Origin of the sequence: Bartonella sp. HY038 (genome assembly GCF_014117425.1) — a bacterium.
GTDB lineage: Bacteria > Pseudomonadota > Alphaproteobacteria > Rhizobiales > Rhizobiaceae > HY038.
Genome location: NZ_CP059725.1, coordinates 199699 through 225816, shown reverse-complemented (window position 1 = coordinate 225816; position 26118 = coordinate 199699). Strand labels below are relative to the sequence as shown.

The 26118-nt window shown below is 42.8% G+C and carries 18 protein-coding genes; 17 read left to right on the top strand and 1 reads right to left on the bottom strand.

Annotated features, from left to right (window positions below):
• Positions 1–43 precede the first annotated feature (43 nt).
• Positions 44–1312 carry an NAD(P)/FAD-dependent oxidoreductase gene (locus H3299_RS00840; protein WP_182418467.1) on the bottom strand — a complete coding sequence of 423 codons (1269 nt, stop codon included), beginning with the start codon at positions 1310–1312 and terminating at the stop codon, positions 44–46.
• Positions 1313–1672: 360 nt separating this feature from the next.
• On the opposite strand from H3299_RS00840, the gene H3299_RS00835 reads away from it, so the two are divergent.
• The 17 genes from H3299_RS00835 to H3299_RS00755 all read left to right on the top strand — a co-directional run bounded on the left by H3299_RS00835 (position 1673) and on the right by H3299_RS00755 (position 26020).
• Complete coding sequence (locus H3299_RS00835) at positions 1673–2395, top strand: ABC transporter permease (protein ID WP_182418466.1); 723 nt, start codon at positions 1673–1675, stop codon at positions 2393–2395.
• On the top strand, positions 2392–3108 hold the full coding sequence (locus tag H3299_RS00830; RefSeq protein WP_182418465.1) for an ABC transporter permease: 717 nt from the start codon (positions 2392–2394) through the stop codon (positions 3106–3108). Before H3299_RS00835 ends, H3299_RS00830 begins: the two co-directional genes overlap by 4 nt.
• Complete coding sequence (locus tag H3299_RS00825; protein WP_305852523.1) at positions 3105–3923, top strand: ABC transporter ATP-binding protein; 819 nt, start codon at positions 3105–3107, stop codon at positions 3921–3923. The genes H3299_RS00830 and H3299_RS00825 overlap by 4 nt, the downstream gene beginning before the upstream one ends.
• A 111-nt stretch (positions 3924–4034) precedes the next feature.
• Positions 4035–4883 (top strand): transporter substrate-binding domain-containing protein, encoded by an 849-nt coding sequence (locus H3299_RS00820; protein WP_182418464.1) that lies wholly within the window; start codon positions 4035–4037, stop codon positions 4881–4883.
• Positions 4884–4903: 20 nt separating this feature from the next.
• Complete coding sequence (locus tag H3299_RS00815) at positions 4904–5749, top strand: transporter substrate-binding domain-containing protein (protein WP_182418463.1); 846 nt, start codon at positions 4904–4906, stop codon at positions 5747–5749.
• 102 nt (positions 5750–5851) lie between these two features.
• Positions 5852–7273: a M20 family metallopeptidase gene (locus H3299_RS00810; protein ID WP_182418462.1), complete on the top strand. Its 1422-nt coding sequence runs from the start codon at positions 5852–5854 to the stop codon at positions 7271–7273.
• Between the two features lie 215 nt (positions 7274–7488).
• The gene (locus H3299_RS00805; RefSeq protein ID WP_182418461.1) at positions 7489–8502 is read left to right on the top strand and encodes a class I SAM-dependent methyltransferase; all 1014 of its coding nucleotides are present in this window, start codon (positions 7489–7491) and stop codon (positions 8500–8502) included.
• An 86-nt stretch (positions 8503–8588) separates the two neighbouring features.
• Positions 8589–9311, top strand: a complete 723-nt coding sequence (locus tag H3299_RS00800; protein ID WP_182418460.1) for a nucleotidyltransferase family protein — start codon at positions 8589–8591, stop codon at positions 9309–9311.
• 95 nt (positions 9312–9406) lie between these two features.
• The gene (gene addB, locus H3299_RS00795; protein ID WP_182418459.1) at positions 9407–12505 is read left to right on the top strand and encodes a double-strand break repair protein AddB; all 3099 of its coding nucleotides are present in this window, start codon (positions 9407–9409) and stop codon (positions 12503–12505) included.
• A gap of 3 nt (positions 12506–12508) precedes the next feature.
• Complete coding sequence (addA, locus tag H3299_RS00790; RefSeq protein WP_182418458.1) at positions 12509–16006, top strand: double-strand break repair helicase AddA; 3498 nt, start codon at positions 12509–12511, stop codon at positions 16004–16006.
• A gap of 523 nt (positions 16007–16529) precedes the next feature.
• A complete protein-coding gene (locus tag H3299_RS00785) occupies positions 16530–17603 on the top strand; it encodes an ABC transporter ATP-binding protein (RefSeq protein WP_182418457.1) in 1074 nt (357 codons plus the stop codon).
• On the top strand, positions 17600–18490 hold the full coding sequence (locus H3299_RS00780; RefSeq protein ID WP_182418456.1) for an ABC transporter permease: 891 nt from the start codon (positions 17600–17602) through the stop codon (positions 18488–18490). The genes H3299_RS00785 and H3299_RS00780 overlap by 4 nt, the downstream gene beginning before the upstream one ends.
• Positions 18487–19275 (top strand): ABC transporter permease, encoded by a 789-nt coding sequence (locus H3299_RS00775; protein WP_182418455.1) that lies wholly within the window; start codon positions 18487–18489, stop codon positions 19273–19275. Before H3299_RS00780 ends, H3299_RS00775 begins: the two co-directional genes overlap by 4 nt.
• A gap of 29 nt (positions 19276–19304) precedes the next feature.
• Entirely contained in the window at positions 19305–20354 is a 1050-nt protein-coding gene (locus tag H3299_RS00770) for an extracellular solute-binding protein (protein WP_182418454.1), read from the top strand.
• A gap of 94 nt (positions 20355–20448) precedes the next feature.
• Positions 20449–22077, top strand: coding sequence for a GMC family oxidoreductase (locus H3299_RS00765; protein WP_182418453.1), 1629 nt, complete (start codon positions 20449–20451; stop codon positions 22075–22077).
• Between the two features lie 121 nt (positions 22078–22198).
• Positions 22199–24265 (top strand): FAD-dependent oxidoreductase, encoded by a 2067-nt coding sequence (locus H3299_RS00760; protein WP_182418452.1) that lies wholly within the window; start codon positions 22199–22201, stop codon positions 24263–24265.
• A 126-nt stretch (positions 24266–24391) separates the two neighbouring features.
• Entirely contained in the window at positions 24392–26020 is a 1629-nt protein-coding gene (locus H3299_RS00755; protein WP_182418451.1) for an amidohydrolase, read from the top strand.
• Positions 26021–26118 lie beyond the last annotated feature (98 nt).

The window sequence follows — 26118 nt, the reverse complement described above, 5'->3', positions numbered from 1 at the left end:
TTTTTATTTTTGCAAAAATGCTTTATTGCTATGGTTAAAGGCATTAAGCTCGTTGGCTCTTATCCCTATATTGCGTATATTTTTTTCGGTTAGCAATATGATCGGCAACAAATTTGGCGTCATGCCAAACACCCCAGATAAAAGATGATCCGCGCCGCGATAACCATGGTAGGCCAAGGAAATAAATGCCTTCATAATTAGAAACACCACGTTGATGTTTGGGGCGTTGTTGTCCTTGAAATTCGTCAATCTCTACCCAACTATAATCAATTCCATAGCCCGTTGCCCAGATAATTGAGGTAATACCTGCCTCTTTAAGATTTAGCGATAAGATAGGTTCATCCATCTCTGGGGGATTGGGCAAAAATTGCCTTGCTTGCGGCTCTTGGGGTAAATCAAGACCATTGGCTTTGATATAAGCATCGGCAGCATCAAGCAAAGCCAAATAGTTTTCATCACCAAGGCGGATATTTTCATTAAGATTATCCGCAAAAAACACTTCACCATCAGCAAAGGATTTCGTTAAGCCAACCAAAGTAATCCCTTGCTGGGCAAGATTACGAAAATCTACCGTATGACCGCCGCGCGCGCCACTTACTGCAATGGTTACATGTTCTTTACCCGGCGCATTAGCAGGGGCATCCCAAAGCCCTAAAACGCCAAGCCACCAGCAAAAATCACGGTTACGATAGGAACGCGGTGGGCGATCATGGGCGCCAATTGAAAGATATACTTTTTTGCCCGCTCTTTGCAATTCATCGGCAATTTGCACACCAGACGAGCCAGCGCCAACCACCAATACCGCACCTTCAGGTAATTGTTGCGGATTATAATAGTCGGCAGAGTGAATTTGATAAAGATCAGAGCCAAGTGGGGCAATAGCTGGAATAATTGGCTTTTGAAAAGGCCCGGTTGCGATAACAATATTTTTCGCTTCAATAACGCCATTGGTAGTCTGTACAGTATAACCATAGCGTCCCTCATTGGGCATGACACGGGTGACTTCAACACCTGTTTCAATTGGTGCGTTAATTTGGCTGGCATAATCTTCCATATATTGGGCAATATCATCCTTGGGGATAAAAGCATCGGGATCGCCACCCTTAAATTCCATATTAGGAAAACTATCATGCCAAGCAGGACCATTGGCAACCAATGAATCCCAGCGTCCGGTGCGCCAAGCTTCGGCAATGCGATTTTTTTCAAGTACGATATGCTCAATATGATTATTGCTTAAATGTTCACTTGCTGCAATTCCTGCCTGTCCTCCACCAATGACAAGCGTATCAATAACCCGCTTTTGTTCAGCCATGAGTTCCTCTCCTATTATTGCTATAACTAGAGAGGTTATAAATTTGCATTCAAAAGGTAAAATATAATAAACCTAGGACGAAGCTAGAAAATACTGAGGTTAGAAATTAGTTTTTCACTGGTTCTTATTGCTGATGAAACAAATAGCATGTTCATTTTTCCGCCAAGCTATACGCCATGAGACCCCGCTACAACTGCAAGGGTCTGCATTGATTAAGTGAAACACATTCTAAATATGATGATTTGTTGAAAAACCTGTCATAACAGGGCGAAATATGAGGAACAAATTTGCTTTTTTCATTTGTTAATGACAAAGTGCGTAACTAAAATTTCATATTGTTGTCAAATTTCGGATTAGTATATGGACGCTGCCAGTTTTATAAATATTATCGGCTTTGGCCCTGAAGGCTGGGGCAAAGTGCTATTATTAGGTGCTTTGTTAACTATTGCTCTTGCCATTTGTGGTTTTTTTCTTGGTGCAGTGATCGGAATTTTGGCAGCTTGGGCAAAATTGTCAGGTGGTCGCATTTTGCGTATCATCGCCGAAACCTATACAACCGTTATTCGTGGTATCCCCGATCTTCTAGTGATCTACCTATTTTATTTTGGCGGCAGCAGTGCTGTCACCGCTATTGGGCGTTATTTTGGATCAGAGGGTTTTATAGGTTTTCCGGGATTTTTAGCCGGCGTCCTTGCTATTGCCATTTGTTCAGGCGCGCTTCACACTGAAGTCTTTCGCGGCGCGTATAAAGCAATTCCATCAGGTGAAATTGAAGCCGCAACCGCAAGTGGAATGAGCCTTTGGATTAAATTTCGCCGAATTATTGCCCCTTTGGCTTTTCGCTATGCGCTACCAGGTTTTGGCAATGTTTGGCAGGTTGCCCTTAAAGAATCAGCCTTGGTCTCTATTGTTGGTATTATCGATTTGATGCAACAAGCTAAATTTGGTGCGGGCAATACGGGCTTACACTTCCAGTTTTATATAATAGCTGCTGCCATTTATCTTTTAATTTCGACAGTTTCGGGCAGTGCATTACAAATATCTGAACGCATTTTTTCCCGTGGCATGAGGCGTTCACGATGAGCGATAATTTTTACATCGATTCTTTTTTTCAAATCCTATCGGGCGCACCACTTACCTTGCAACTTGCGGCATGGTCGGTATTTTTAGGCATGTTTTTTGCTTTATTGCTAGCAGGTATGCGTCTATCAGGCCTATGGTTTCTTGACTGGACCGCACGGTTTTATATTTTCATTTTCCGCGGGACACCTTTTCTTGTACAAATTTTCATTATTTATTATGGATTAAGTCAATTTCCCACAATCCGATATTCGTTTTTATGGCCAATTTTACGTGAACCTTATTGGTGCGCAATTATAGCTCTTATGCTCAACCATGCAGCTTACGGTTCTGAAATTATTCGCGGAGGTTTACGCTCTGTGTCAGAAAACCAAGTTGAAGCAGCTTTTGCCTGTGGCATGTCACGATTTACCTGCTTTAGACGGGTGGTTTTACCCTTAGCAATAAGGCAGGCACTTCCTGCTTATGGCAATGAAATTATTCTCATGGTCAAAACAACCTCACTAGCATCTGCAATTACCTTGCTTGAAATTACTGGTATTGCAGGTAAAATCATTGCAGAAACTTATCGCGCGGTTGATGTTTTCATCATTGCTGGCGCAATATATCTTGCAATAAACTTTATTCTAACACGGTGTGTCGCAATGATCGAATACCGTCTAAATGCTCATCAACGACCACCGGTCGAAATAGAATTGAAAGTATTAAATTCATGACCATTGCCGATAATATGAATACAAATGACGCCAATACAATGCCGGCATTGGAAGTGCGTGAACTTCGCAAAACATTTGGCAATCATGAAGTATTAAAAGGCATTTCATTTAAAGCGATGGAAGGGGATGTCATTTCTATTTTAGGCTCATCAGGTTCAGGCAAATCAACGCTGTTGCGCTGCATTAATTTTCTTGAAACCCCTTCTGCCGGTGAAATAATTGTTGCTGGTGAACCAATTAAAATGAAGCATCCGGGCAAGAAAAATTATGGGCCTGCAAGCCGTAAACAGGTCGAGCATATTCGCTCTGAGCTTGGCATGGTATTTCAAAGTTTCAACCTATGGAGCCACCGCACTATTTTAGAAAATGTGATTGAGGCACCAATTTATGTTCAAAAGCGTGATCGTAAGGACTGTATAGCCGAAGCAGAAGCCCTGCTTGAAAAAGTTGGCATTGCCGACAAGCGCAATAATTACCCTTCGCACTTATCGGGTGGGCAACAACAGCGCGCAGCTATTGCCCGTGCACTTGCTATGCGCCCCAAAGTCATGTTGTTTGATGAGCCAACATCCGCCCTTGACCCAGAACTTGTTGGTGAAGTGTTGCGCGTGATGCGTAGCCTTGCCGAAGAAGGCCGCACCATGTTGGTGGTTACCCACGAAATGGGTTTTGCCCGCGATGTTTCAAATCGTGTTTTGTTTTTAGAAAAAGGTCATATCGAGGAAGACGGACATCCAGCAGACGTTTTCAAAAATTCGAAATCGGAACGTTTTCGCCAATTTATTAACCATGAGCATCAGCGTAACCATGACTAAATCACTTTCACTTCAAACAGTGAGGCGCTCTAAATTCTTTGTTTTATCGCATTTTTCAATCTAAAAGCTAATTGAGCTTTTACTCAAAAATGTTTTAGAAAGGCATATTTTATGAAATTAAAAACCGCATTACTCGCAATTGTTGCAGCTATTTCTTTTAATGGGTCATTTGCACAGGCACAAGAAAAGCCAATTACATCTATCCGTATTGGTACTGAAGGCGCATTTCGTCCTTTCAATTTTACCAAGCCAGATGGCAGCCTAGATGGCTATGAAATTGACCTTGGCAATGCCTTATGTGAAAAAATGAAGGTGGAGTGCACCTTTGTTATTCAACCCTTTGACAGTATGATACCCGCGCTTAATGCAGGAAAATTTGATGTCATCATGTCCGGCCTTACCAATACAGCAAAACGGCGTGAAACCATTGATTTTTCACAATCTTATAGTTTAACTCCACAGGTTTTTGCAACCCTTAAGGGCAGTCCTTTAGATCCTTTGCCCCATCAAGGCGAAACTTTGCAATTGGCAAGCGATAAAGAAAACGCCGAAAAAGCCATAGAAGACATCAAGGCTGCCGTTAAAGGCCGTGTTATCGGCGTACAAACCGCGTCATTAGGTCTTTCCTTACTTGATGCCTATTACAAGGATAGCAGCGAAATTCGTGAATATAAAACGACACAACAGCATGATCTTGACCTTAAAGCTGGCCGCGTTGATATGATCGTTGCTTCATTAGGCTATTTTAACGACCTTAAGACCAAGCCTGGTTATGAAGATTTAGTACTTGTTGGACCATATTATAAAGGTGGACTTCTTGGGCAAGGTGCTGGTGTTGGCATGCGCAAAAATTCGCCACAACTACAAGCAATGTTTAATAAAGCAATTGATGAAGCTAAAGCTGATGGCACAATCAAACGCTTATCAGAAAAATGGTTTGGTTTTGATGTAACGCCATAAGTTGCAAATAGGGGAACACAATGAAACAAATAATTATAATAATTTCGAGTTTATTTTTGAGCATGGTGAGCATAATTGCCCATGCTCAGAACAAACCCATTACCGAAGTAAAAATCGGCACAGAAGCTTCCTTCTATCCCTATAATTTTACTAAGCCTGACGGCACATTAGATGGCTTTGAAATTGAACTTGCGCGTTATCTTTGTGAAAAAATGCAAGTTAAATGCTCTTATGTTGTGCAACCATTTGATAGCATCATTCCCGCTCTTAATGCTGGAAAATTTGATGTCATCATGTCTGGCCTCACCAACACACCGAAAAGAGCGGAAGTTGTTGATTTTACTGCTTCTTACATGGCTGGTCCACAAGTATTTGCAACCATGAAGAATAGCCCACTTGCAAAGCTACCCCATGATGGCGAAAACCTATCCCTAGATGGTGATAAAGCTACTATTGATCAAACCATGAATGATGTAAAAGCTGCGCTAAAAGGGCATGTTATTGGTGTGCAGACAGCATCACTAGCCCAGTCTTTAGCCGCTGCTTATTTCAAAGATGTTGCAACCATCCGCGAATATAAATTGACCGAGCAACATGATCTTGATTTACGCTCTGGCCGGGTTGATGCCCTTATTGCGGCACAAAGCTATTTTCGTGTTTTACAAAAAAAGCCTGGTTTTGAAGAATTAATCATGGTTGGCCCTTTTTATAAGGGCGGAATTTTGGGTGAAGGCGCAGGCATCGGACTTAGGAAGAACTCGCCAGAGCTACAGGCAATGTTTAATCAAGCCATTGCGCAAGCCATTAAAGAAGGTGTTGTAAAAGAATTAGGCATTAAATGGTTTGGTGTTGATGTAACCCCTTAAGATCAACCTTGAAACAACTACCTCAACTTAAATTATAGTGTTCTAAGCCCACTATACGGCTTTTATAAAAAGGCTTTAGGGCAAGGAATTTAGGAGTATAGAATGAGCAAGAATTCTCTTGATGTATGGGATATTGTTGAATCTAAAGAAGAAGCTTTTTTTGGGCTTAGTGACACGGTCTGGGATCATCCAGAATTGAACTTTAATGAGTTTGTTGCCTGTGACGCTCATGAAGCAATGCTCCACGCTGAGGGCTTTAAAGTTAAGCGTGGCGTTGCAGGATTACCAACCGCCGTTACAGGTGAAGCGGGCGAAGATGGACCTGTTATCGCAATCCTTGGCGAATATGATGCTTTACCGGATCTTGGGCAGGTTGCTGGCCTTGCTGAAGAAAAGCGGGCAGATAATGGTACCAACGGCCATGGCTGTGGCCATAATCTTCTTGGCTCTGGTTCGATATTAGCGGCAGCAGCAGTCAAAGACTGGCTACAAAAAAATGGCCTAAAAGGGCGTATTCGCTATTATGGTTGCCCCGCTGAAGAAGGTGGCTCGGGCAAAGGTTTCATGGTGCGTGAGGGTCTTTTTGATGATGTTGACGTTGCTATTTGCTGGCACCCAGGACCATTTGCCGGTTTAACCGACCCCATCTCGCTTGCTTGTATGGAAATTATCTTTTCTTTCAAAGGCCGCTCGGCTCATGCGGCGGCCTCCCCTCACCTTGGCCGTTCAGCGCTTGACGCAGTTGAATTGATGAATGTTGGCGTTAATTATATGCGCGAGCATATGCCATCATCTGCACGTATTCATTATGCAGTTACCAATACTGGCGGCGTTGCACCTAATGTGGTGCAAGCCTATGCTAGCGTGCGCTATTTAATTCGCGCCTTAACCTTGCCAGAAGTTTATGAATTGGTTGAGCGGGTAATTAAAATTGCACAAGGTGCCGCCCTTATGACCGAAACTGAAATGTCGCAAGAAATTGCCAGTGGTGAAGCCAATCTTATTGGCAATACACCGCTTGAAGCTATTATGCAACGAGAATTGGAGCGTCTTGGACCACCGATTTTTGACGAGCAAGATCGTGCAACAGCCAAAGAATTTCAAAAAACATTTAGCGCGCAAGATATTGAAGAATCATTCCAACGCTATGGCGTGCCCTATAAAGCCGACCAAAGTCTTTGTGAAGAAATTTTCAAGCCTTATGCAGGTGAAAGAGGCTTTATTGGCTCAACCGATGTTGGCAGCGTTAGTTGGGTTGTACCAACGGTTCAAATGCGCGGTGCAACTTGCGCTATTGGTACACAATTGCACTCATGGCAAATGACCGCACAAGGAAAATTACCCGTTGCCCATAAGGGCATGGCCCATGCCGCAAAAGCAATGGCGGCGACAGCTTTAGAAATTTTCCGCAATCCTGAGCAAATTGCTGATATGAAAGCCGACCTTAAAAAGCGTCTTAATGGCCATGAATTTGTTAATCCTATGCCAGATTACGTCAAACCGGCTTTGCCAAAAAATAAATAAGCAATTATGTGATAAGCTCCTTTAAACAAAGGTCGTTTAAGGGAGCTTATCCTCTCAACAAGCGATTAATTGCAATAAAGCAAGACGTTACGCCTTATTTAGCGCTTTAAGCTTTCTTTATCGTTGTTTTAGCCTTATAGATGCAACACAAAGAGCTAATAATCGACCAAGTTATTGGTAAAGCGTCATTAACACATCAAAAAGGTTAATTTACAATGGTACAAAGCAACAATCTATTACCCTTTTTACCATTTGAAAATGATGCCCTTCACTTAGAACCAAACACATCCTATATTAGTTTTGGTTTTGATCAGTGCCCACCGACAGAATGGCAGAACCATTTAGATAATATTCAAACATGGCGTCCAAGCTATTTAAGATTAAAACATAGCGGCTTTAACTGCCAAAGCGAGCTGCTAGATGGCAAAATTTATGATGGTGGTTTTTTAATGCTGTCCAAGCATAAGGGGCGCAACCAACAGTATTTTTTACAATTGCTTCAAGTGGTTAAGCCGCAAGGTAAAATCATCATTTGCGGCGACAAAAATCTTGGCGTACAATCAATGCGCAAATGGGTTAGCCAATTATATGATATTGAGGGAAATCTAGCCAAATATCATGGTCAATGTTTTTGGTTTACCTGTCCCGATACGCTATCATTGGACAAGATCGAAACAACCCATATACAATCCATTACTTTTGATGACCAATTTATGACAATGCCCGGTATGTTTTCCCATGGGCGCATTGACCCTGGCTCACAATTGCTAATAAACACCATAGAAAATGATGTCAAAGGTGATGTAGCTGATTTTGGCGCAGGCTGGGGTTTCATTGCAGCTAAATTGTTAGAAAAATTCCCAAAGATTTCACAGCTTGATTTATTTGAAGCTGATTTGGATGCTTTGGAGGCTGCCAAAGGCAATATTGCTGCACAAGCTGAATCACGCAATGTCAATTATTATTGGTATGACTTATTAACTGAAAAGCCTGAAATTTCTTATGATTGGATTATTAGTAATCCGCCATTTCATGAAGGACGGGCTAGCGATAGTAGCATTGGGCAGAATTTTATTGCACGCGCCTTTGAAGCGTTAAAGCCTAAAGGGCAGTTAATGCTGGTTGCCAATAAACAATTACCTTATGAAAAATTGCTCAGTGAAAAATTTAGCGTTGTTGAAAAGCGCCTTGAGCAACAAGGGTTTAAAATAATCTATGCAAAAAAATAAAATGAAATAGCACTTTAATAAAATTGAAAATTCACACCAAAAATTTTCATTAGATATATGCGCTTAAAAATTTACCGGAACATGTCATGAAAATTGAAACAGCAATGATATTGGCGGCGGGGCTTGGTACACGTATGCGGCCATTGACGCTTACTACACCAAAACCCTTGGTAGAAATATGTGGCAAACCGATGCTATTGCGCAATTTGCAGATATTGCAAAATGCTGGCATTAAAAAAGTCGTTGTCAATATTCATTATCTTGGCGAGAAAATTGCTGATTATATCGCACAGCAAAAATTTGATGATATGGACATCATCATTTCCGATGAACGCGAACAGTTGCTTGATTCAGCTGGGGGCATTATCAAAGCATTGCCATTACTAGGCGATGAACCATTTTTCGTTATGAACTCGGATTCATTTTGGGTTGACTATAACCAATCAAATATTTTACGCCTAGCTGATTTTTTTGATAGTGACAAAATGGATATGGCGATGTTGGTTGTGCCGCGCCTTACCGCACCAGGCAATGAGCGAGGCGATTTTTTAATCGATGATGATGGTAGACTTAGCCGCGCACCTGCTTTTGTTAATAATTCGGTTATTTATCCCGGTTGCATTATTCTTAATCCGCAAATATTGGATAGAGGTAATCTTGAACCCCATTCATTAAATCATTATTTTGATAAGGCAATTGCCAATCATCGGCTTTATGGACTAGCACTTCTTGGCGATTGGTATACGGCTGGGACGATGGATATGATTGATGTGGTTGAAAATTTGATGAAGAGCCGGCATCAAGATTAAATGTCACCATTATGCCATAGGCAATAGTTTGCTTGTTTTGCATGGATATTCATGCAAAATAAATGCATTATTTTATAAAGTTTAAAGGTGAAGATATGCGAAAGCCGAGGCTTTTTTCGATTGCGTCTGGTGTGCCATTTCTTCCAACCTTGGTTGATGCCTTGACCAATGGCACTTTGCTTGACGGCGATAAAATTGACGATCCACTAAGCCTTGCCAATGTTACCATTTATGTGCCAACGCGCCGTGCCGGTCGTGCGCTTCGTGCGGCTTTTGTCGAAAAAAATAAAACTACAGCCAGTTTTTTGCCCATCATCCGCCCATTGGGTGATGTTGATGATGATGGGCCTTTATCGCTTTTATCAGGCGAAGAAATATTGGAAAAAGCGCCGCCTATTTCTACCATTGAACGGCAATTATTATTAGCGCGGCTTATTCGTCCATGGCGTGAAAATCTACCCCAGCATTTACGCCAATTATTCGGCCGTGAAGATATTACCATTCCAGCCAATACTGCTGATGCCATCTGGTTTGCTGGTGATCTTGCTAAATTGATGGATCAAGTAGAAACCGATGAAGCAGATTGGGCAGGCCTTAAAGATATTTGCCCCGACCTTGTTGCCGAATGGTGGCAAGTAACGCTTGATTTTTTACGCATTGTCACCGCAAGTTGGCCTGAAATTTTGAAAGAACGCGGTCAGTCCAATCCTGCTTGGTGGCGTAATCAAATGATCCGCGAGCATGCTTCAAGCCTTAAAAATAATCCACCAAAAGGCCCCGTTATAGCGGCAGGCTCAACTGGCTCTATTCCAGCCGCGGCAGAGCTTTTGAAAGTCATTGCCCATTTGCCTAATGGTGCGGTGGTTTTACCAGGGCTTGATCGCGATCTTGATGACAAAAGTTGGAATTCTTTAAGTGATACCATTTCCGATCCATCAATTTTTGGTAATCCACAATATGGTTTGAGTTTACTCTTGCAAAAAATTGGTGCATTGCGTGACAGCGTTGAGCATATTGGTGATATAAGCCCCGACAAACGCGCAAGGGAATATATTGTTGCGCAAGCCTTTCGCCCGGCTGCGACCACCGACCAGTGGTCAAAACTCAACTTAAAATTGGTTGAAGAAGCTTTTGCTAGTTTCTCACTGGTTGAAACCGCAAGCGAGCGTGAAGAAGCGGTTACCATTGCCGTTGCTTTGCGTGATGCCATCCATGAGCCCAATAAAACTGCGGCCTTTGTAACTGGTGACAGAAACCTTGCCCGCCGTGTTGCGGCAGAATTAAAACGCTTTGGCATTTATGCCGATGATTCTGGCGGCAAGCCATTAAGTGAAACGGAACCTGCCGCGCTCATTCGCTTATTGTTGGATTGTGTTTTTTCTCCCGGTGATCCGGTGGCATTTTTATCATTGTTGAAGCATCCATTAACGCGGCTTGGTAAACCACGCCATCAATTACGCCGCTTGGTTGAGCGTTTTGAGCTTTTTGCCCTGCGTGGCGGTACGGGGCGCATATCTTTGGCCAATTGCTCTGCTTTTATTGCCGAACGCTTGCTTAAAATGACCGAGCTTGATAGCCATAATTTTGATCGGATTGATCCCATATTAATTGAAGAAGCGCAAAGCTTTGCTGGTCTTTTGATGGAAGCTGCAAAACCACTTGCTGATTTTGCCAAGATGGAAGGTGAAGTCACCATCTTACAAGCAGTGGAAGCAACCATTGCCAGTTTTGAAAATTTCGGCCGTGATGAAGATGGAACGATTGAAAAACTATATGATCGCGAAGCTGGGCAAGGTCTTATCAGTTTTATGCAAGAATTGGTGGCTGACCGCTCGGGTCTTACATTTCAAGCAGCAGAGTGGCCAGAAGTTTTTGCGGCAATTGGTGCAACAATCAGTGTGCGTATGTTACAAGGTGGCCACCCACGGCTTTATATTTGGGGTGCGTTAGAATCGCGCTTGCAAAATGTCGATACTATGGTGATTGGTGGCCTTAATGAAGGTGTGTGGCCGGGTTCTACCCGTAATGACCCTTTCATGTCGCGGCCGATGAAAGCCACTATTGCCCTTGATCCACCAGAGCGCAGCACCGGTATCGCCGCCCATGATTTTCAAATGATCCTTGGTAGCGAGCGGGTAATTATGACCCGTTCAGTCAAATTGGATAATGCGCCATCAGTGCCATCACGCTGGTTGCAGCGGCTTGAAACGGTGATAGGCCAAGCCGATATGATTAAACTGCGCGAGCGCGGTGCCAAATATCTTTATTGGGCAAGAAAGCTTGATGAAGCCGATGACGTACCGTTTATTGAGCGTCCAAATCCAAAACCTTTATTAAAATTACGGCCTAAACATTTTTCAGTGACTGAAGTGGAAACGCTGCGCCGCGATCCTTATGCGATTTATGCCAAGAAAATTTTACGGCTAAAACCCCTTGATCCGCTTATTCGCGATCCATCGGTCGCAGAACGCGGTACGCTTTATCACGCCATTGTTGCAAGTTTTAGCGAGCATGTTCCAATGCTTGATGATGAATTAATGTTCAATATGCTGAGTGATATTGCCCGCGAAGAATTTGATAAAATGCAATTACCGCTTGATGTTGAAGCGATTTGGTGGCCGCGTTTTCGTATGTTAATGCCGCAGCTTATTGCGTTTGAACAAAATTTATCACCGCGCAAGCGCTTACCAGAAATTAAAGCGCGAGCTGTTGAGATTAATGGAAGCGGCATTAGCCTATCAGGACGCGCCGACCGTATTGATTTACTAGATGATGGCGGCGCAGAAATCTTAGATTTTAAAACAGGATCGACCCCTTCAATCAAACAAGCAGCAACCCTTATGGCACCGCAATTAGCCCTTGAAGGAGCATTATTGCGGCGCGGTGCTTTTAGTGAATGTGAAAAAGACAGTGCACCAACTGATCTTATTTATGTGCGCTTAACCGGCAAAGGCGAAGTGGAAGCGCAAACTATTTTAAAAGATGGTGATAAAACAGCCATGGAACTATCTGAGCTTGCATGGCAGCGATTGCATCAATTGGTCTCGCTCTATTTGGATGAAAACCAAGGCTATTTATCGCGGGCTATGCCACCATTGGTTAATTATGTTGGTGACTATGATCATCTTGCCCGCATTTGGGAATGGTCTGCAAGCGGCGATAGCAACCTAGACACCGATGATTTGGGGAGTTAAGCCATGAAAGCAACAAGTAAAATTTCCGGCAAAATCCCCACCAAAGCCTTGGAAGCCCAAGCGCAATCATCTGATCCCAATACCAGTGTTTGGGTGTCGGCCAATGCTGGGTCTGGTAAAACCCATGTTTTGACCGAACGGGTTATTCGTATCTTGCTTACTGGAACACCGCCATCGCGCATATTATGTCTTACTTATACTAAGGCGGCGGCGGCGGTAATGCAAACGCGTATATTTTCGCGCCTATCGCAGTGGACGCGCATTAGCGACGAGGAACTTGGTGAAGCACTGCAAAAATTAGAGCATAAAAAGCCTGATGCATTGCGCATTACAGCCGCACGCAAATTATTTGCCCATGCGCTTGAAACACCGGGCGGTTTAAAAATACAAACCATTCACGCTTTTTGTGAAGCACTTTTGCATCAATTTCCCGTTGAAGCCAATATTGCTGGTCATTTTGAAATGATTAATGATATGCGCCAAATCGCCCTTATTGGCGAAGCAAAGCGCCTTATCCTTGAAACTGCCTATAAGCGTGATGATGAAGAATTAAGCCAAGCTTTTGATCTTATTCTATCAACGGTGGGTGAATTCGGGCTAGATCGTTTATTAAGTGAAGCTATTTATAAACGCCAATCCTTAAGCGAACCACTTTTACGTTGGCGTGAACAAGGAATTGAGTTTTTTCGCAGAATTTTTGGGGTTAAAGCCAGCGATAATCCTGAAAATTTAAGCTATGCTTTAAAAGAAGCCGCTCTTTATTCGCCCGACCGCATTGCTTTGTTTTTAAGTGCTGGCGGCAGCAATATGGAAAAATTTTGCGATCGCATCGAGGCTTTGGCCACAGAGGCCAATTGGCGAAATTTTAAAGATCTCGCTCACGATATTTATTTTACTGGCCAAGGTAAGGCTCGCAGCCCAAAAACCATTTTTACCAAAGCCGTCCAAGCCGTCGCACCAGACGCGATAGATGAGTTTGGCGAAAAGCATGATCATGTTTTACAACTCATCGATGCCATTTGCGCGGTTGATCTGGTGGAGCTTAATCAAGCGGCCTATGTGCTAGTCGACGCATTAAACAGCCTATATAACCGGCTTAAAAAACACCGTGGCTTTTTAGATTTTGATGACCTAATCCATAAAACCGTTGCAATGCTTAAACGCAAAGGTGCAGGCGAATGGGTACAATATAAGCTTGATCGCGGTATTGACCATATTTTGGTTGATGAAGCCCAAGATACGAGCCCAGCACAATGGCAAATAATTCGGCTATTATCAGAAGAGTTTTTTTCTGGGACAACTGCCCGCAATGAACGGCGCACCTTGTTTGCGGTGGGTGATGAAAAGCAATCCATCTATTCATTCCAAGGGGCAATACCTGAAGACTTTGCCCAAAATGGCCGTGCGGTTGAAAAGCGGGCCCTTGCTGCCAAGCTTGATTTTAAAAAATTGCGGCTCGATTATTCCTTTCGCTCAACTACAGATGTTTTAAAGGCTGTTGATCATGTTTTTAAGCATCCGCAAAATTATCAAGGCTTAAGTGCTGAAAACGAAGAAACTATCCATATACCCGTCCGACTAAACGAGCCCGGCGAGGTTGATGTTTGGGAAGCCCTAACGCCTGATGAGGTAAGTGAGCCGGAAGATTGGCGCGAGCCAGTCGATCAATTGGCGGCTCCCGCTATTAAATTAGCGCGGCAAATGGCTTTAACCATTAAGCATTGGCTTGATAATGGCGAGGTTATTGCTGGCAAAAATCGCTTGATTACACCGCGTGATATTATGGTCTTGGTGCGTAAACGCGACCAATTTGTTCATGCCCTTTCGCGTGAACTTAAAAACCTGCATATTGCCGTTGCAGGGGCTGATCGTTTGCGCCTTGCTGATCATATTGCCGTTCGTGATCTCGTTGCCTTGGGGCGGTTCGTTTTACAGCCCTATGATGATTTATCATTGGCCGCAGTGTTAAAAAGTCCAATTTTTGGATTAAATGAAAATGATCTTTTAAAAATTGCAGCAGAACGCAGTGACCTACTCTATCGCGCATTAGAACAGCAAGCGGGTAATGACCCCAAATATCAACGTGCCTATGATTTATTGGAAGAATTGCGCGCCCTTGCTGACATTACTCCAGTTTATGAATTTTATAGCCGCATTTTAAGTGAGCATCATGGGCGGCGTGATATTTTAGCGCGTCTTGGCAATGAAGCCAGTGATGTGCTGGATGCATTTATGGATTATACGCTTGCAGTGCAAAAAACCGGACTTCCCGGCTTACAAGCATTTTTGGAAACCTTAGCTGAGGCACAGCCCGAAATTAAGCGTGAGATGGACCAAAGCCGCAATGAAGTACGTATTATGACGGTACATGCGGCCAAGGGTTTAGAAGCGGCTGTGGTTTTCCTTGTTGATTCTGGCAGCCGTATTTGGAACAGCCAGCACGAGCCAAAATTGATCGAGGTGGATAGCACAGCCAAAGGGCAAACAATCGAGACGGTTTTATTATGGCAGCCATCAAGTGATTATAAAACCGCTTTAATTGGCGAAGCAATTGACGGACTTAAACAACGGGCGGCGGAAGAATATCGCCGTTTGCTTTATGTTGGCATGACAAGAGCTGAAGATCGCCTGATTGTTTGTGGCTATAAAAGTAACCGCCCAACCACAGGCACATGGCTTGATCTTGTAAAAGATGCCTTGCAAAATGAAATGGTAGAAATATCCTCGCCCGTTGACGGGATAACCGCCTATCGCTATCAAATAACGCCGCCGCAGCTTGGCATGTATAATAAAGAAAAAGTGGTGGAGGAAGTTATACAGCATTTTGATATGCCTGATTATCTTTTGCAACGCGCACCAGCAGAACATGGCTTGCCGCGCCCATTGTCACCATCAAAAGCCAGTATTTTGATTGAAGATGCTCCCAATATCGACCCTCATGGCATGAGCATTTCACCAATCTTTCAAAAAACTGAGCAAAGCCAAGTACCAACGAGCTTAGAGCGTGGAACACTTATCCATACATTATTGCAATATTTACCTGATGTTGCAGAGGATAAAAGGCGCGCACTCACGCAAAATTATCTTGCTAAACAAGCAGGCCATTTTGACGAAAAGTCACGGCAACAAATGCAAAAAATGATTTTCGATGTGTTGGATAATCCGCAGTTCAAGCTGCTTTTTTCTAAGCAAAGCCAAGCAGAAGTTGCCTTAATGGGGGTTGTTGATGTGCGCGGTAAACAACGTCCTGTATCGGGCCAGATTGACCGTTTAGTGGTTGATGACGCACATGTTCTTTTTGCTGACTTTAAAACTGGCCAAGTACCAGAAAGCATGAATGAAGTGCCAGATGGATATATTTTACAAATGGCGCTTTATCGTAAATTACTCGGTGAAATTTATCCCAATAAGCAGTTTAAGGGCTTGCTGATCTATACTAATGGCCCTGTTGTTTTTGAAATGAATGAAACGCAAATGCGCAATATGGTTGAAAGCTTGTAACCAACAAAAATTTAAAGTGGTTTTATAAAGCTAAAATATACTACCGCTTAACCTATCTAAAACTATGAATTTTATGCCCGATCATTTTTAAATAGCAAGTCGATGATGTGCAGTCATCGGCTTATTTTTTGGTGGCTGTCTATTTGGTTTAATAGCCGTTTTTAAAAACAATGGAATAGCTAAAAGAAGGAACGCTTTGCCGTGTCTTATTCTATCTATTAGATCTATTGCAAATCATCTGCAGTTTAGAAACGATAAAAACTATACATGCTTTAGTTTTTTTCTAATTTCCTTATTTTCCAACTGAAATATATTAAAACCAATCGCACTTATAAGCGAACAATAAAAATGAGGCGGAACAATGAAATATTTTGCGGCTTAGCAAAACTATCCCATTGCTTCTATTTAATATTTCTCTTGTCTTGTGAAAGGCCAGAGCCTGTCCATCATGATGTGAAACGAAGTTTGCCTAAATGCACTTCTTTCACACGATAGAATATTTCACCTATGTGGGGAATAGCTAATGAGCAATGGAAAAGCTATCGAAATTAAAAATGTTTCGAAGATTTATGGAAAATATCATGCGTTAACGCCGGTTAATTTCCATATTAATGATAATGAATTTTTTACGCTGCTTGGTCCATCAGGTTGCGGCAAAACGACTTTATTGCGGATGATTGCTGGATTTGAGCAGCCAACCCAAGGCAGTATTTTATTACGCGGTCAAGATATTGCTAATCAGCCTCCCCATAAGAGGCGGGTTAATACAGTTTTCCAAAATTATGCACTTTTTCCGCATATGACCCTTTATGATAATATTGCCTACAGTTTGCAAAATCTAAAATGGGAGCAAAAGAAGGCCGCGACCCGTGTTGAAGAAATGCTAAATCTTGTCCATATGGGCGATTATGCCGCGCGTTATCCCGCAGAATTATCTGGCGGTCAACGTCAAAGAATAGCCTTGGCACGCGCTTTAGCACCAGAGCCTGAAGTGCTGTTATTGGATGAGCCCTTGTCTGCGCTTGATCTTAAATTGCGCCAAGCCATGCGCAACGAACTTCGGCAGTTACAACGCAAGACTGGCATTACATTTATTTTTGTTACCCATGATCAAGAAGAAGCGCTTGATATGTCTGATCGCATTTGCGTTCTTGGCAATGGTCGTATTCAGCAAATCGGCGCCCCAAGTGAAATTTATGAGTTTCCTGAAAATAAATTTGTAGCTGATTTTATTGGTGCTACCAATTTTTTTGATGTTACTATTTTGTCGGTAAAAGACGATAAGGCTGAAATTAAGCTACCTTTTTGTGCGCCTATTTTTGTCAATCAGCAAAATTTAAGCCAAGGCACAAAAACCAGTGCATCCCTGCGGCCTGAAAAAATCAATTTTATCCTCAATGAGGGGGATATTACTGTTGATGGCACAATAATTGACGTTAACTATTTGGGTGCATATACCCAATACTCAATTAGTGTTGGCGATAGCATTTTGTGTGTTTCTAAACGCAATAATGTCAGCGGTGATCCACTTTTTCAAATTGGCTCAACGACGCGTATCGGCTTTAGTCCTAACTCGGTTAGGATATTACTCTCATGATCAAGAAACCTATCAATAAATCCTATTTTGGCTTAGCCCCTGCCTATCTTGTGATGATAGTAACGCTGATTATTCCAATTGCTATTGTGGTCGTGGTGTCATTTTCAACGCGCGGCCCCTATGGTGGTTTTGATTATATTTTTACCACAGAAGCGTATCGTTCCTTGCTGTTTAATATAGGCTGGACAGATGAATTAGAGTTTAATCCGCAATATCTTATCATTGTAGGGCGCACAATCCTACTATCCTTGGCAACAACGCTTATTTGTTTGCTGCTGGCTTTTCCGGCGGCTTATTTTATTGCGTTGCAAAATGCCAAACGTAAAATGTTGCTCATATGGTTGGTAACCCTACCCTTTTGGGTTTCGATGATTATTCGAGTTTATGCTTGGACAATTCTTTTGGGCAATGGCGGCTTTATCCAAAAAGCCTTTTATATGCTTGGTCTTATTGACGAAAATGGCACACTTTTATTCAATGATGGCGCAATGCTGGTGGGCATGGTTTATTCTTACATTCCACTCATGATCTTGCCGATTTTCACCAGTGTTGAAAAGCTTGATCGCTCGTTAATTGAAGCCTCGCATGATCTTTATGGCAGCAGGTTAATCTGCCTTCGCAAAATTATTCTGCCGCTATGCAGACCGGGCATTGTTGCTGGCTCTATCCTCGTTTTTGTTCCAAGCCTTGGCGCAGTATTAGAACCAATGATCCTTGGCGGCGGTAAGAATATGACTATGGGTAGTCTTATTCAATTACAATTTGGCGCAGGGCGCAACTGGCCACTTGGCTCGGCATTTGCCATTGTGTTGATGGTGAGCGTTGTCATTGTTCTCATTATTCAGGGCTTGCGCTCGATAAACCACGAGAAAAGGGCGCTGTCATGAAAAATACAGATGTTCGCAGTTATCCGGGCTTTGGCGTTTTTACCTTAATCTTTTTTCTATATCTTTATTTGCCAATCGCTGTGGTGGTGTTTTTCTCATTTAATAAAAGCCGTATTGCCAGCAATTGGGGTGGGTTCTCATTGGATTGGTATGCATCGGCTTTACAAAATACCAATCTACTAAATGCGGTTAAAACCTCATTAGAGGTTGCCTTTTGTGCAACATTGTTTTCAACTATTATTGCGCTAATGGCAGCTTTAGTTCTTTCACGCGGTCAGCAAATGCGGTTTCGCAGAATATCGGAAACCATCGTCAATTTACCCTTGCTTTTGCCTGAAATTGTCGTTGCCGTAGCGGTACTCATTTTGTTTTCTGAACTTGGCATTGTAAATGGCAAACTTAAATTAATTATCGCCCATACCACCTTTTGTATCCCCTTTGCCTTTTTGCCGATAAGGGCGCGCATGCAAGGCATGGATAAAGAGCTAAGTGAAGCATCAAATGATCTATATGCCAATTCATGGACAACCTTTCGCCGTGTGACGCTGCCTTTAATATTACCGGGTGTTTTTGCCGGTGCAATGCTGGCCTTTGTTATCTCACTTGATGATTTCATCACCAGTAATCTATTAAATTCTGGCGGTGGTACAACTTTACCGATCTATATTTATTCGCTGATTAAACAAGGTGTTACACCTGAACTTAATGCCATATCCACTTTGATTATGATCATATCGGTGATTATTGCCAGTTTTTCTTTCATCCTGCAACGCAAGAGTAAATAGACGCATAAAGCAACAAAAAGAGGAACAATATGAAACATAAACAGTTTAAGCAATTTACCGCATCATTAATACTAGCGGGAATAAGCATAGTTTCTTTGAGCGAAGCCGTCTTTGCCCAATCAAAGAATTTAAATCTTTTTGTTTGGGCAGATTCCGTTTCGCCAGAACTCATCAAAAAATTTGAAAAGGAAACTGGAATTAAAGTCTCAGTCGATGGCTTCACATCTAATGAAGATGTTTTAACCAAATTGCAGGCGGGTTCATCAGGCTATGATTTGATCACCCCATCACAGCATTTTGTAAAAATTATGATTGATAGCAATCTGCTTGAAAATGTTGACATGAAATCACTGCCGGCATTTCAGCAAGTGGATAAAAAATGGTTTAATCAGTGGTGGGATCCAACCAATGAATATTCCTTTCCATTTTCCTATGGAACGGCTGGCTTTACGGTAAACCGCGATCAATATAAAGGGCCAATTGACAGTTGGAAGGTTTATTTTGAACCAAGCGCAGATTTGCGCGGCAGAATTGCAAGCCTTGCCCAACCTGACGAAGTTATTTCAGCCGCACAAAATTATCTTGGTATTCCCTATTGCAGCGAAAACCCCGCTGAAATGAAAAAAGTACTCGATCTTCTAAAGGCACAGAAAGATTATGTCGCTGTTTATTCCAGTGATAATATTGAAAACCGCATTGGTGGTGGTGAGGTTGCCATGCATTTTTGGTGGGATGGCAATTCAATGCGCGTTCGCCGAAATGACAAGGTCAATATTGAATATGCCATGCCCAAAGAAGGTCTTGTTGGTTGGATGGATTCTTTCGTTATACCTAAAAATGCCCCCCATAAAGACAATGCCATCAAATTTATAGAATTTATGGCAACGCAAGAAAATGCCACCATCCAAACCAATTATTATGGCCACTCATCACCGCTCAAAATTGATGAAAGCAAAGCTGTCAATAATAAGGATGTTGCACCAGAACTATTTCCAACGGTTGAAATCAAAATGCAACAAGCCTGCTCACCTGCTGCACAAGACTTGGTTACCAAGGTTTGGACGCAATTATTGCAGTAATTCATGAATGTGAAAGCGCATATTTTGATTTAAAAAAATGCGCTTTTGTTTCAATCAAATGTCCAATTACGTTAATAATTGGCGGAGATTATAAATGAATGGCAACGCATTTGATTATATCATCATAGGTGCAGGCGCAGCGGGCTGCGTTGTCGCTAACCGTTTAAGCGCTGATCCTAAATATCAGGTTTTACTGCTTGAAATGGGGCAAGAGCAAAAGAGCTGGAGAACCAAAATTCCTGCTGGCATCCTTGCCATGTATGGCCGAGAACAATTTGATTATCGCTTTGCCTCTACCCCGCAAAAGCACCTTAATAATCGCCGCATACCCATGAATCGTGGTAAAGGGCTTGGCGGTTCAACCATCATCAACTCGATGATTTATATTAGGGGTTGCGCTGCTGATTACGATCATTGGGCACGCCATGATTGCCTTGGCTGGTCTTATGACGATGTTTTGCCAATATTTAAGGATCTTGAACATAATTTATTTCACCAAGACCCAAAATATCATGGCTTTGATGGCGAGCTTTTAGTGGATAATCCGCGCGATGCCAATCTGCTATCCCATATTTTTGTCAAAGCTAGCAATGCATTGGATTTGCCAACCAATCTAGATTTTAATGGCAATAGTTTTGATGGCGTAGGTATTTATAATGTAACCCAAAAAAACGGCCAACGTTTTAGTGCTTATGATGCCTATGTAAAACCGTGCTTAGAGCGCAAAAACCTTACCATCTGGACAGGGTGTGATGTTAAAAAGTTAGAAATTCTCAATAAAAAAGTAACAAGTGTTGTTATCAAAAAAGATAATATTGAAACAAGCATTGAAGTGCGGCGCGAAGCTATATTGACTGCAGGTTCCATTGCCTCGCCAGCAATTTTGCTTGCGTCGGGCATTGGCCCAGCAAATGAGCTTACAGAGCAAGGTATAGAGGTTAAAGCTGATATTCAAGGCGTTGGCAAAAACTTACAAGACCATATTGACGCCATGATAACTGTGCGCTCGAAAAGCCCTAAAACTTTAGGCCTATCGATGCAAAATTTACCCAAAATGCTTGCTGCACCTTTGCAATATTTTATGCAGCGAAAAGGAATGCTAACCACCAACTATGTTGAAGCTGGTGGCTTTGCCAAAACCCGTTATGCAAGTGATCTTGGCGATTTTACTGATCTTGCTGATATTCAATTTCATTTTGTCCCAGGCTACCGCAGTCATCGCGGTCGCCTTATGGAATATGGTCATGGCTATGCAATCCATACTTGTGTGCTGCGTCCCCAAAGCCGCGGTGAAATAACAATAAGGCGCGATAATACCGAGCTAAAAGTTGATATTAACCCCAATTTCTTAAGTGCCGAGCAAGATGCAGCCATTTTGGTTGATGGCATAAAAATCGCTCGTTCAATCTTGGCAAATAGTGCTTTTGCGCCTTTTGCCGGCAGTGAGATGCTTCCTGGGAAAAATGTTCAAAGTGATGACGAATTGCTTGCCTATTTACGCGCAGAAGCCCTTACCGTTTATCATCCTGTTGGCACCTGCAAAATGGGAACCGATCGCTCGTCAGTCGTTGATCCTTTAAGCCTTAAAATTCATGGCATGGACAATCTTAGAGTTGCAGACGCATCGATCATGCCATTTTTAATCAGCGGTAATACAAGTGCGCCAACCATGATGATAGCCGAAAAAGCATCACGGTTTATATATAAGGATCGAACAATATAAGCTGCCAATTTTATAGGGATTTTGCCAAAATTCAATGAATAAATCAGCAAGATCTCTAAGGACTAAGAATAGAAAACTTTAACAAAAATACCGTTTTAAATACGGAAGAAGGAGGGGATCTATGCGTGACCCACGTTATGATATTTTGTTTGAACCAATGAAAATTGGCCCAGTTACGGCTAAAAACCGCTTTTACCAAGTACCCCATTGTAATGGTGGTGGCTATCGTGATCCAACGGCTGCTGCAACCATGCGCCGGATGAAATCAGAAGGCGGTTGGGGCGTTATTTTTACTGAACAAACAGAAATGCATCACACATCGGAAATCACCCCTTTTATTGAACTTCGCCTTTGGGATGACGCAGATATTCCGGCCCTTGCCCGTATGGCTGACGCTATGCATGAGCATGGCGCATTGGCTGGCATACAATTAGCTTATTCAGGCATAAATGGCCCTAATCTTTATACCAAGGAAGTACCACGCGGCCCAAGCGCCTTGCCGATCCGCACATTCACCAATGATCCGGTGCAAGCGCGCGCCATGGATAAGCAAGATATTAAGGATTTACGTCGCTGGCATAAAAATGCCTTTTTGCGTGCCAAGCAAGCAGGCTTTGATCTTGTTTGCCTTTATGGTGCCCATGGTTTTGGTATTATCCAACATTTCCTATCGAAAGCCACCAACCAACGCACAGATGAATATGGCGGCAGTCTTGAAAATCGCTCACGCCTCATGCGCGAACTCATCGAGGAAGGACGCGATGCCATTGGTGATACTTGCGGCCTTACTTTGCGTATTTCATTAGACGAAATGATTAGCGATCTTGGCTTTTCCAATGCTGAAGTGCGCGACATGATTGAAATGAATGGCGATATTCCAGATTTGTGGGATCTTGCCCATGGCGCATGGGAAGATTGCTCTGGCCCATCACGCTTTAAAGAAGAAGCCGCCCAAGAAAATTTGGTGAGTGGTATTCGCAATCTAACCAAAAAGCCTGTGGTTGGTGTTGGTCGCTTTACTTCCCCTGATGTTATGGTGCGCATGATTAAGTCTGGTGTATTGGATTTTATTGGTTGTGCGCGCCCATCAATTGCTGATCCGTTTTTGCCAAAAAAAATCGAGGAAGGGCGGATAGAAGATATTCGCGAATGTATTGGCTGCAATATTTGCGTAACCGGCGACATGACCATGTCAATTTCACGCTGCACACAAAACCCCACCTTTATGGAAGAATGGCGTAAGGGGTGGCACCCTGAGCGTATGCAGGCAAAAGGCACAACAGAAAGCGTGTTAATAGTTGGCGCAGGCCCCGCCGGCATGGAGGCAGCAAGAGCCCTTGGGCTTCGTGGTTACACAGTCGTGCTTGCCGAAGCTGGAACTGAACTTGGTGGCCGCGTTGCTAAAGAATGTCGTTTGCCCGGACTTTCCGCTTGGGGACGTGTGCGCGATTACCGCGAATATCAAATTAGCCAAATGCCTAATGTCGAAGTTTATTTTGATAGTAAGCTTACCGCAGATGATGTTTTAGAATTTGGCTTTGATAATGTTGCTATTGCAACGGGTTCAACTTGGCGGCGTGATGGTGTTGCACGCGCCCATGTGGTACCAATGCCGATTGACGCAGCAATGCCAATTTATACGCCTGATGATTTAATGGCAGGAGCCGAGCTTTCCGGCCATGTGGTTATTTTTGATGATGACCATTATTATATGGGCGGCGTTATGGCAGAGCTTTTAATCAAACAAGGTTGCCAAGTAACACTGGTTACCCCATCGGCCTATGTTTCTGATTGGACACGCAACACGCTAGAACAAGCCACCATTCATCGTCGTTTGGTCGATATGGGCGTTGAAATCATTTTAAATCGCTCAATCTCCCAAATTCAAAATGGTGGGGTGGTGAGCGAATGTGTGTATTCAGGCAAGCAATCTGCCCTTCCAGCCGATAAGGTGCTTTTAGTAACATCACGCTTACAAAATGATGCGCTTTGGCAATCATTAAAAGCCATGCCTGATCAATGGAATGATCATGGCATCCAAACAATTAAAGTGTTTGGCGATGCCGAAGCACCAGGCCCGATTGCATGGGCAACCTATGCAGGGCATCGCTTTGCACGTGAACTTGACGAGCCAGATTTTGGTGATGCTTTACCCTTTAGACGTGAGGTAACCGCATTGGCAAGTTAAAGGCAAACCAATTGCTATTCAATTTTGCCGCGTGCAGCTAATCCCTTTAATTATTGCACGCGGCGCACTTCACTATCGTGCTTTTAAACTTCAACTAAAAAAGTGGATATATAAATGGCGACTCAAATGCTTTTTAAAAATGGTGTCATTTTAACCATGGAGAAAACTTGCAACAAGTTTGAACCGGTTTTGGCTGAAGCGGTTTTGGTCGAGGCAGGACTTATAGTAAAAGTTGGTGACCTTAGCGACCTTGCAAGCATGATCAAAAGTGATGCAGAGATCATAGATTTGCAAGGCAAAACCTTAATGCCGGGTTTTATTGATGCCCATTTGCACTTTATTTGGGGATCGCAATATCTTGATGTGATTGGGCTACGCGAGGCAAAAAGCTTTGCTGAAGCTGAAGAAAAACTGGCAAAATATGCCAAGGATAATCCCAACCGCCAATGGATCACCGGTTTGGAGTTTAGCTATGGCTATGATGACATGGTAGGCAAAGAGTTTCATCGCTCAATGCTTGATAAAATTGTCAATGATCGGCCGGTTTTCTTTTATTCTGGCATGGCCCATGCGGCTTGGGCAAACAGCAAGGCCCTTCAACTTGCCGGCATTGATAAAGACACTAAAGATCCAGAAAACGGAAGAATTGTCCGTGATAAAGACGGCAACGCGACAGGTTGGTTGATTGAACAAGCTGCAAAAATCGTTGAAGCTAAAATACCAAAAGCCAGTGATGATGACACATTAGCAATGCTAAAAACTGCTATTATTGAAGCAAATAAACTAGGTATTACACGGGTACAAAGCGCCGGATTTGATGATGAAATGTTGCCGCATTTAGAAAAATTGCGAAACAATCACGAATTGACCTTGCGCTTTACTCTAGCAACCCTATGCAATCCGCCAGTATTGGATAAAGAAACACTTAATCTTGCATTAGAAAGGCATAAGCGGTTTAAGGATAATTTTCTTGATGCAAGAGTAATGAAATTTTTCATTGATGGCGTCTTAGAATCCCACACCGCTTATATGCCGGATGGCTATAATGATAAAATAAATGAACATGGTGATTTATTATGGGATAGCATGGCATATCAATCCGCCATTCATCAAGCACAAGCAGCAGGTTTGCAAATTTGGTCGCATGCAATAGGGCGAGGAGCTATAAGTTTTGCCCTTGATGGCTATGAAAGCGACATTGAACAATCACGCCAACAACGGCCAAGGGTTGAGCATGTAGAAATTCCAGCGGCGCAAGACTTAAGTCGCTTCAAGCACATAAACGCCATTGCATCCATGCAACCAGCAATGATCTACCCCAAAGATCAATGGGTAGGCATGGTTGGCGTTTGGGAAAAACGCGCCGGCACCGATAATTTACCCCTCGCTTTTCCTATAAAATCGCTGCTTGACCATGACGCTGCTGTTGCCTTTGGTACGGATTGGCCAATTGTTGATCTTAATCCTTTTATTGGTATTCGAAATGCAGTGCTAAGACAAAGCCGTGATGGCGAACCTGCAAATGGTTGGGTTCCAGACCAGCGCATTAGCGTAATCGACGCTATAAATGCCTATACATTAGGGGCTGCCTATGCAGGACACCGCGAAAAATATGAAGGGTCAATTTGTGAAGGTAAATTAGCTGATCTTATCATTATTTCGCATAATCCACTAGAAATTCCGCCTGATGATTTAGCTGATGTAGAAGTGTTAGCTACCTTTGTTGGGGGACGTTTAGTCTATCAAAAGCAATAATAAGCAATATTAAAAATTCAATGACACTGCATGCAGCTTGCTGCCTTAAGAGTAATATTTTTCCTATGCATTAGTTTGATTTTTTTTAGCATGAAAGC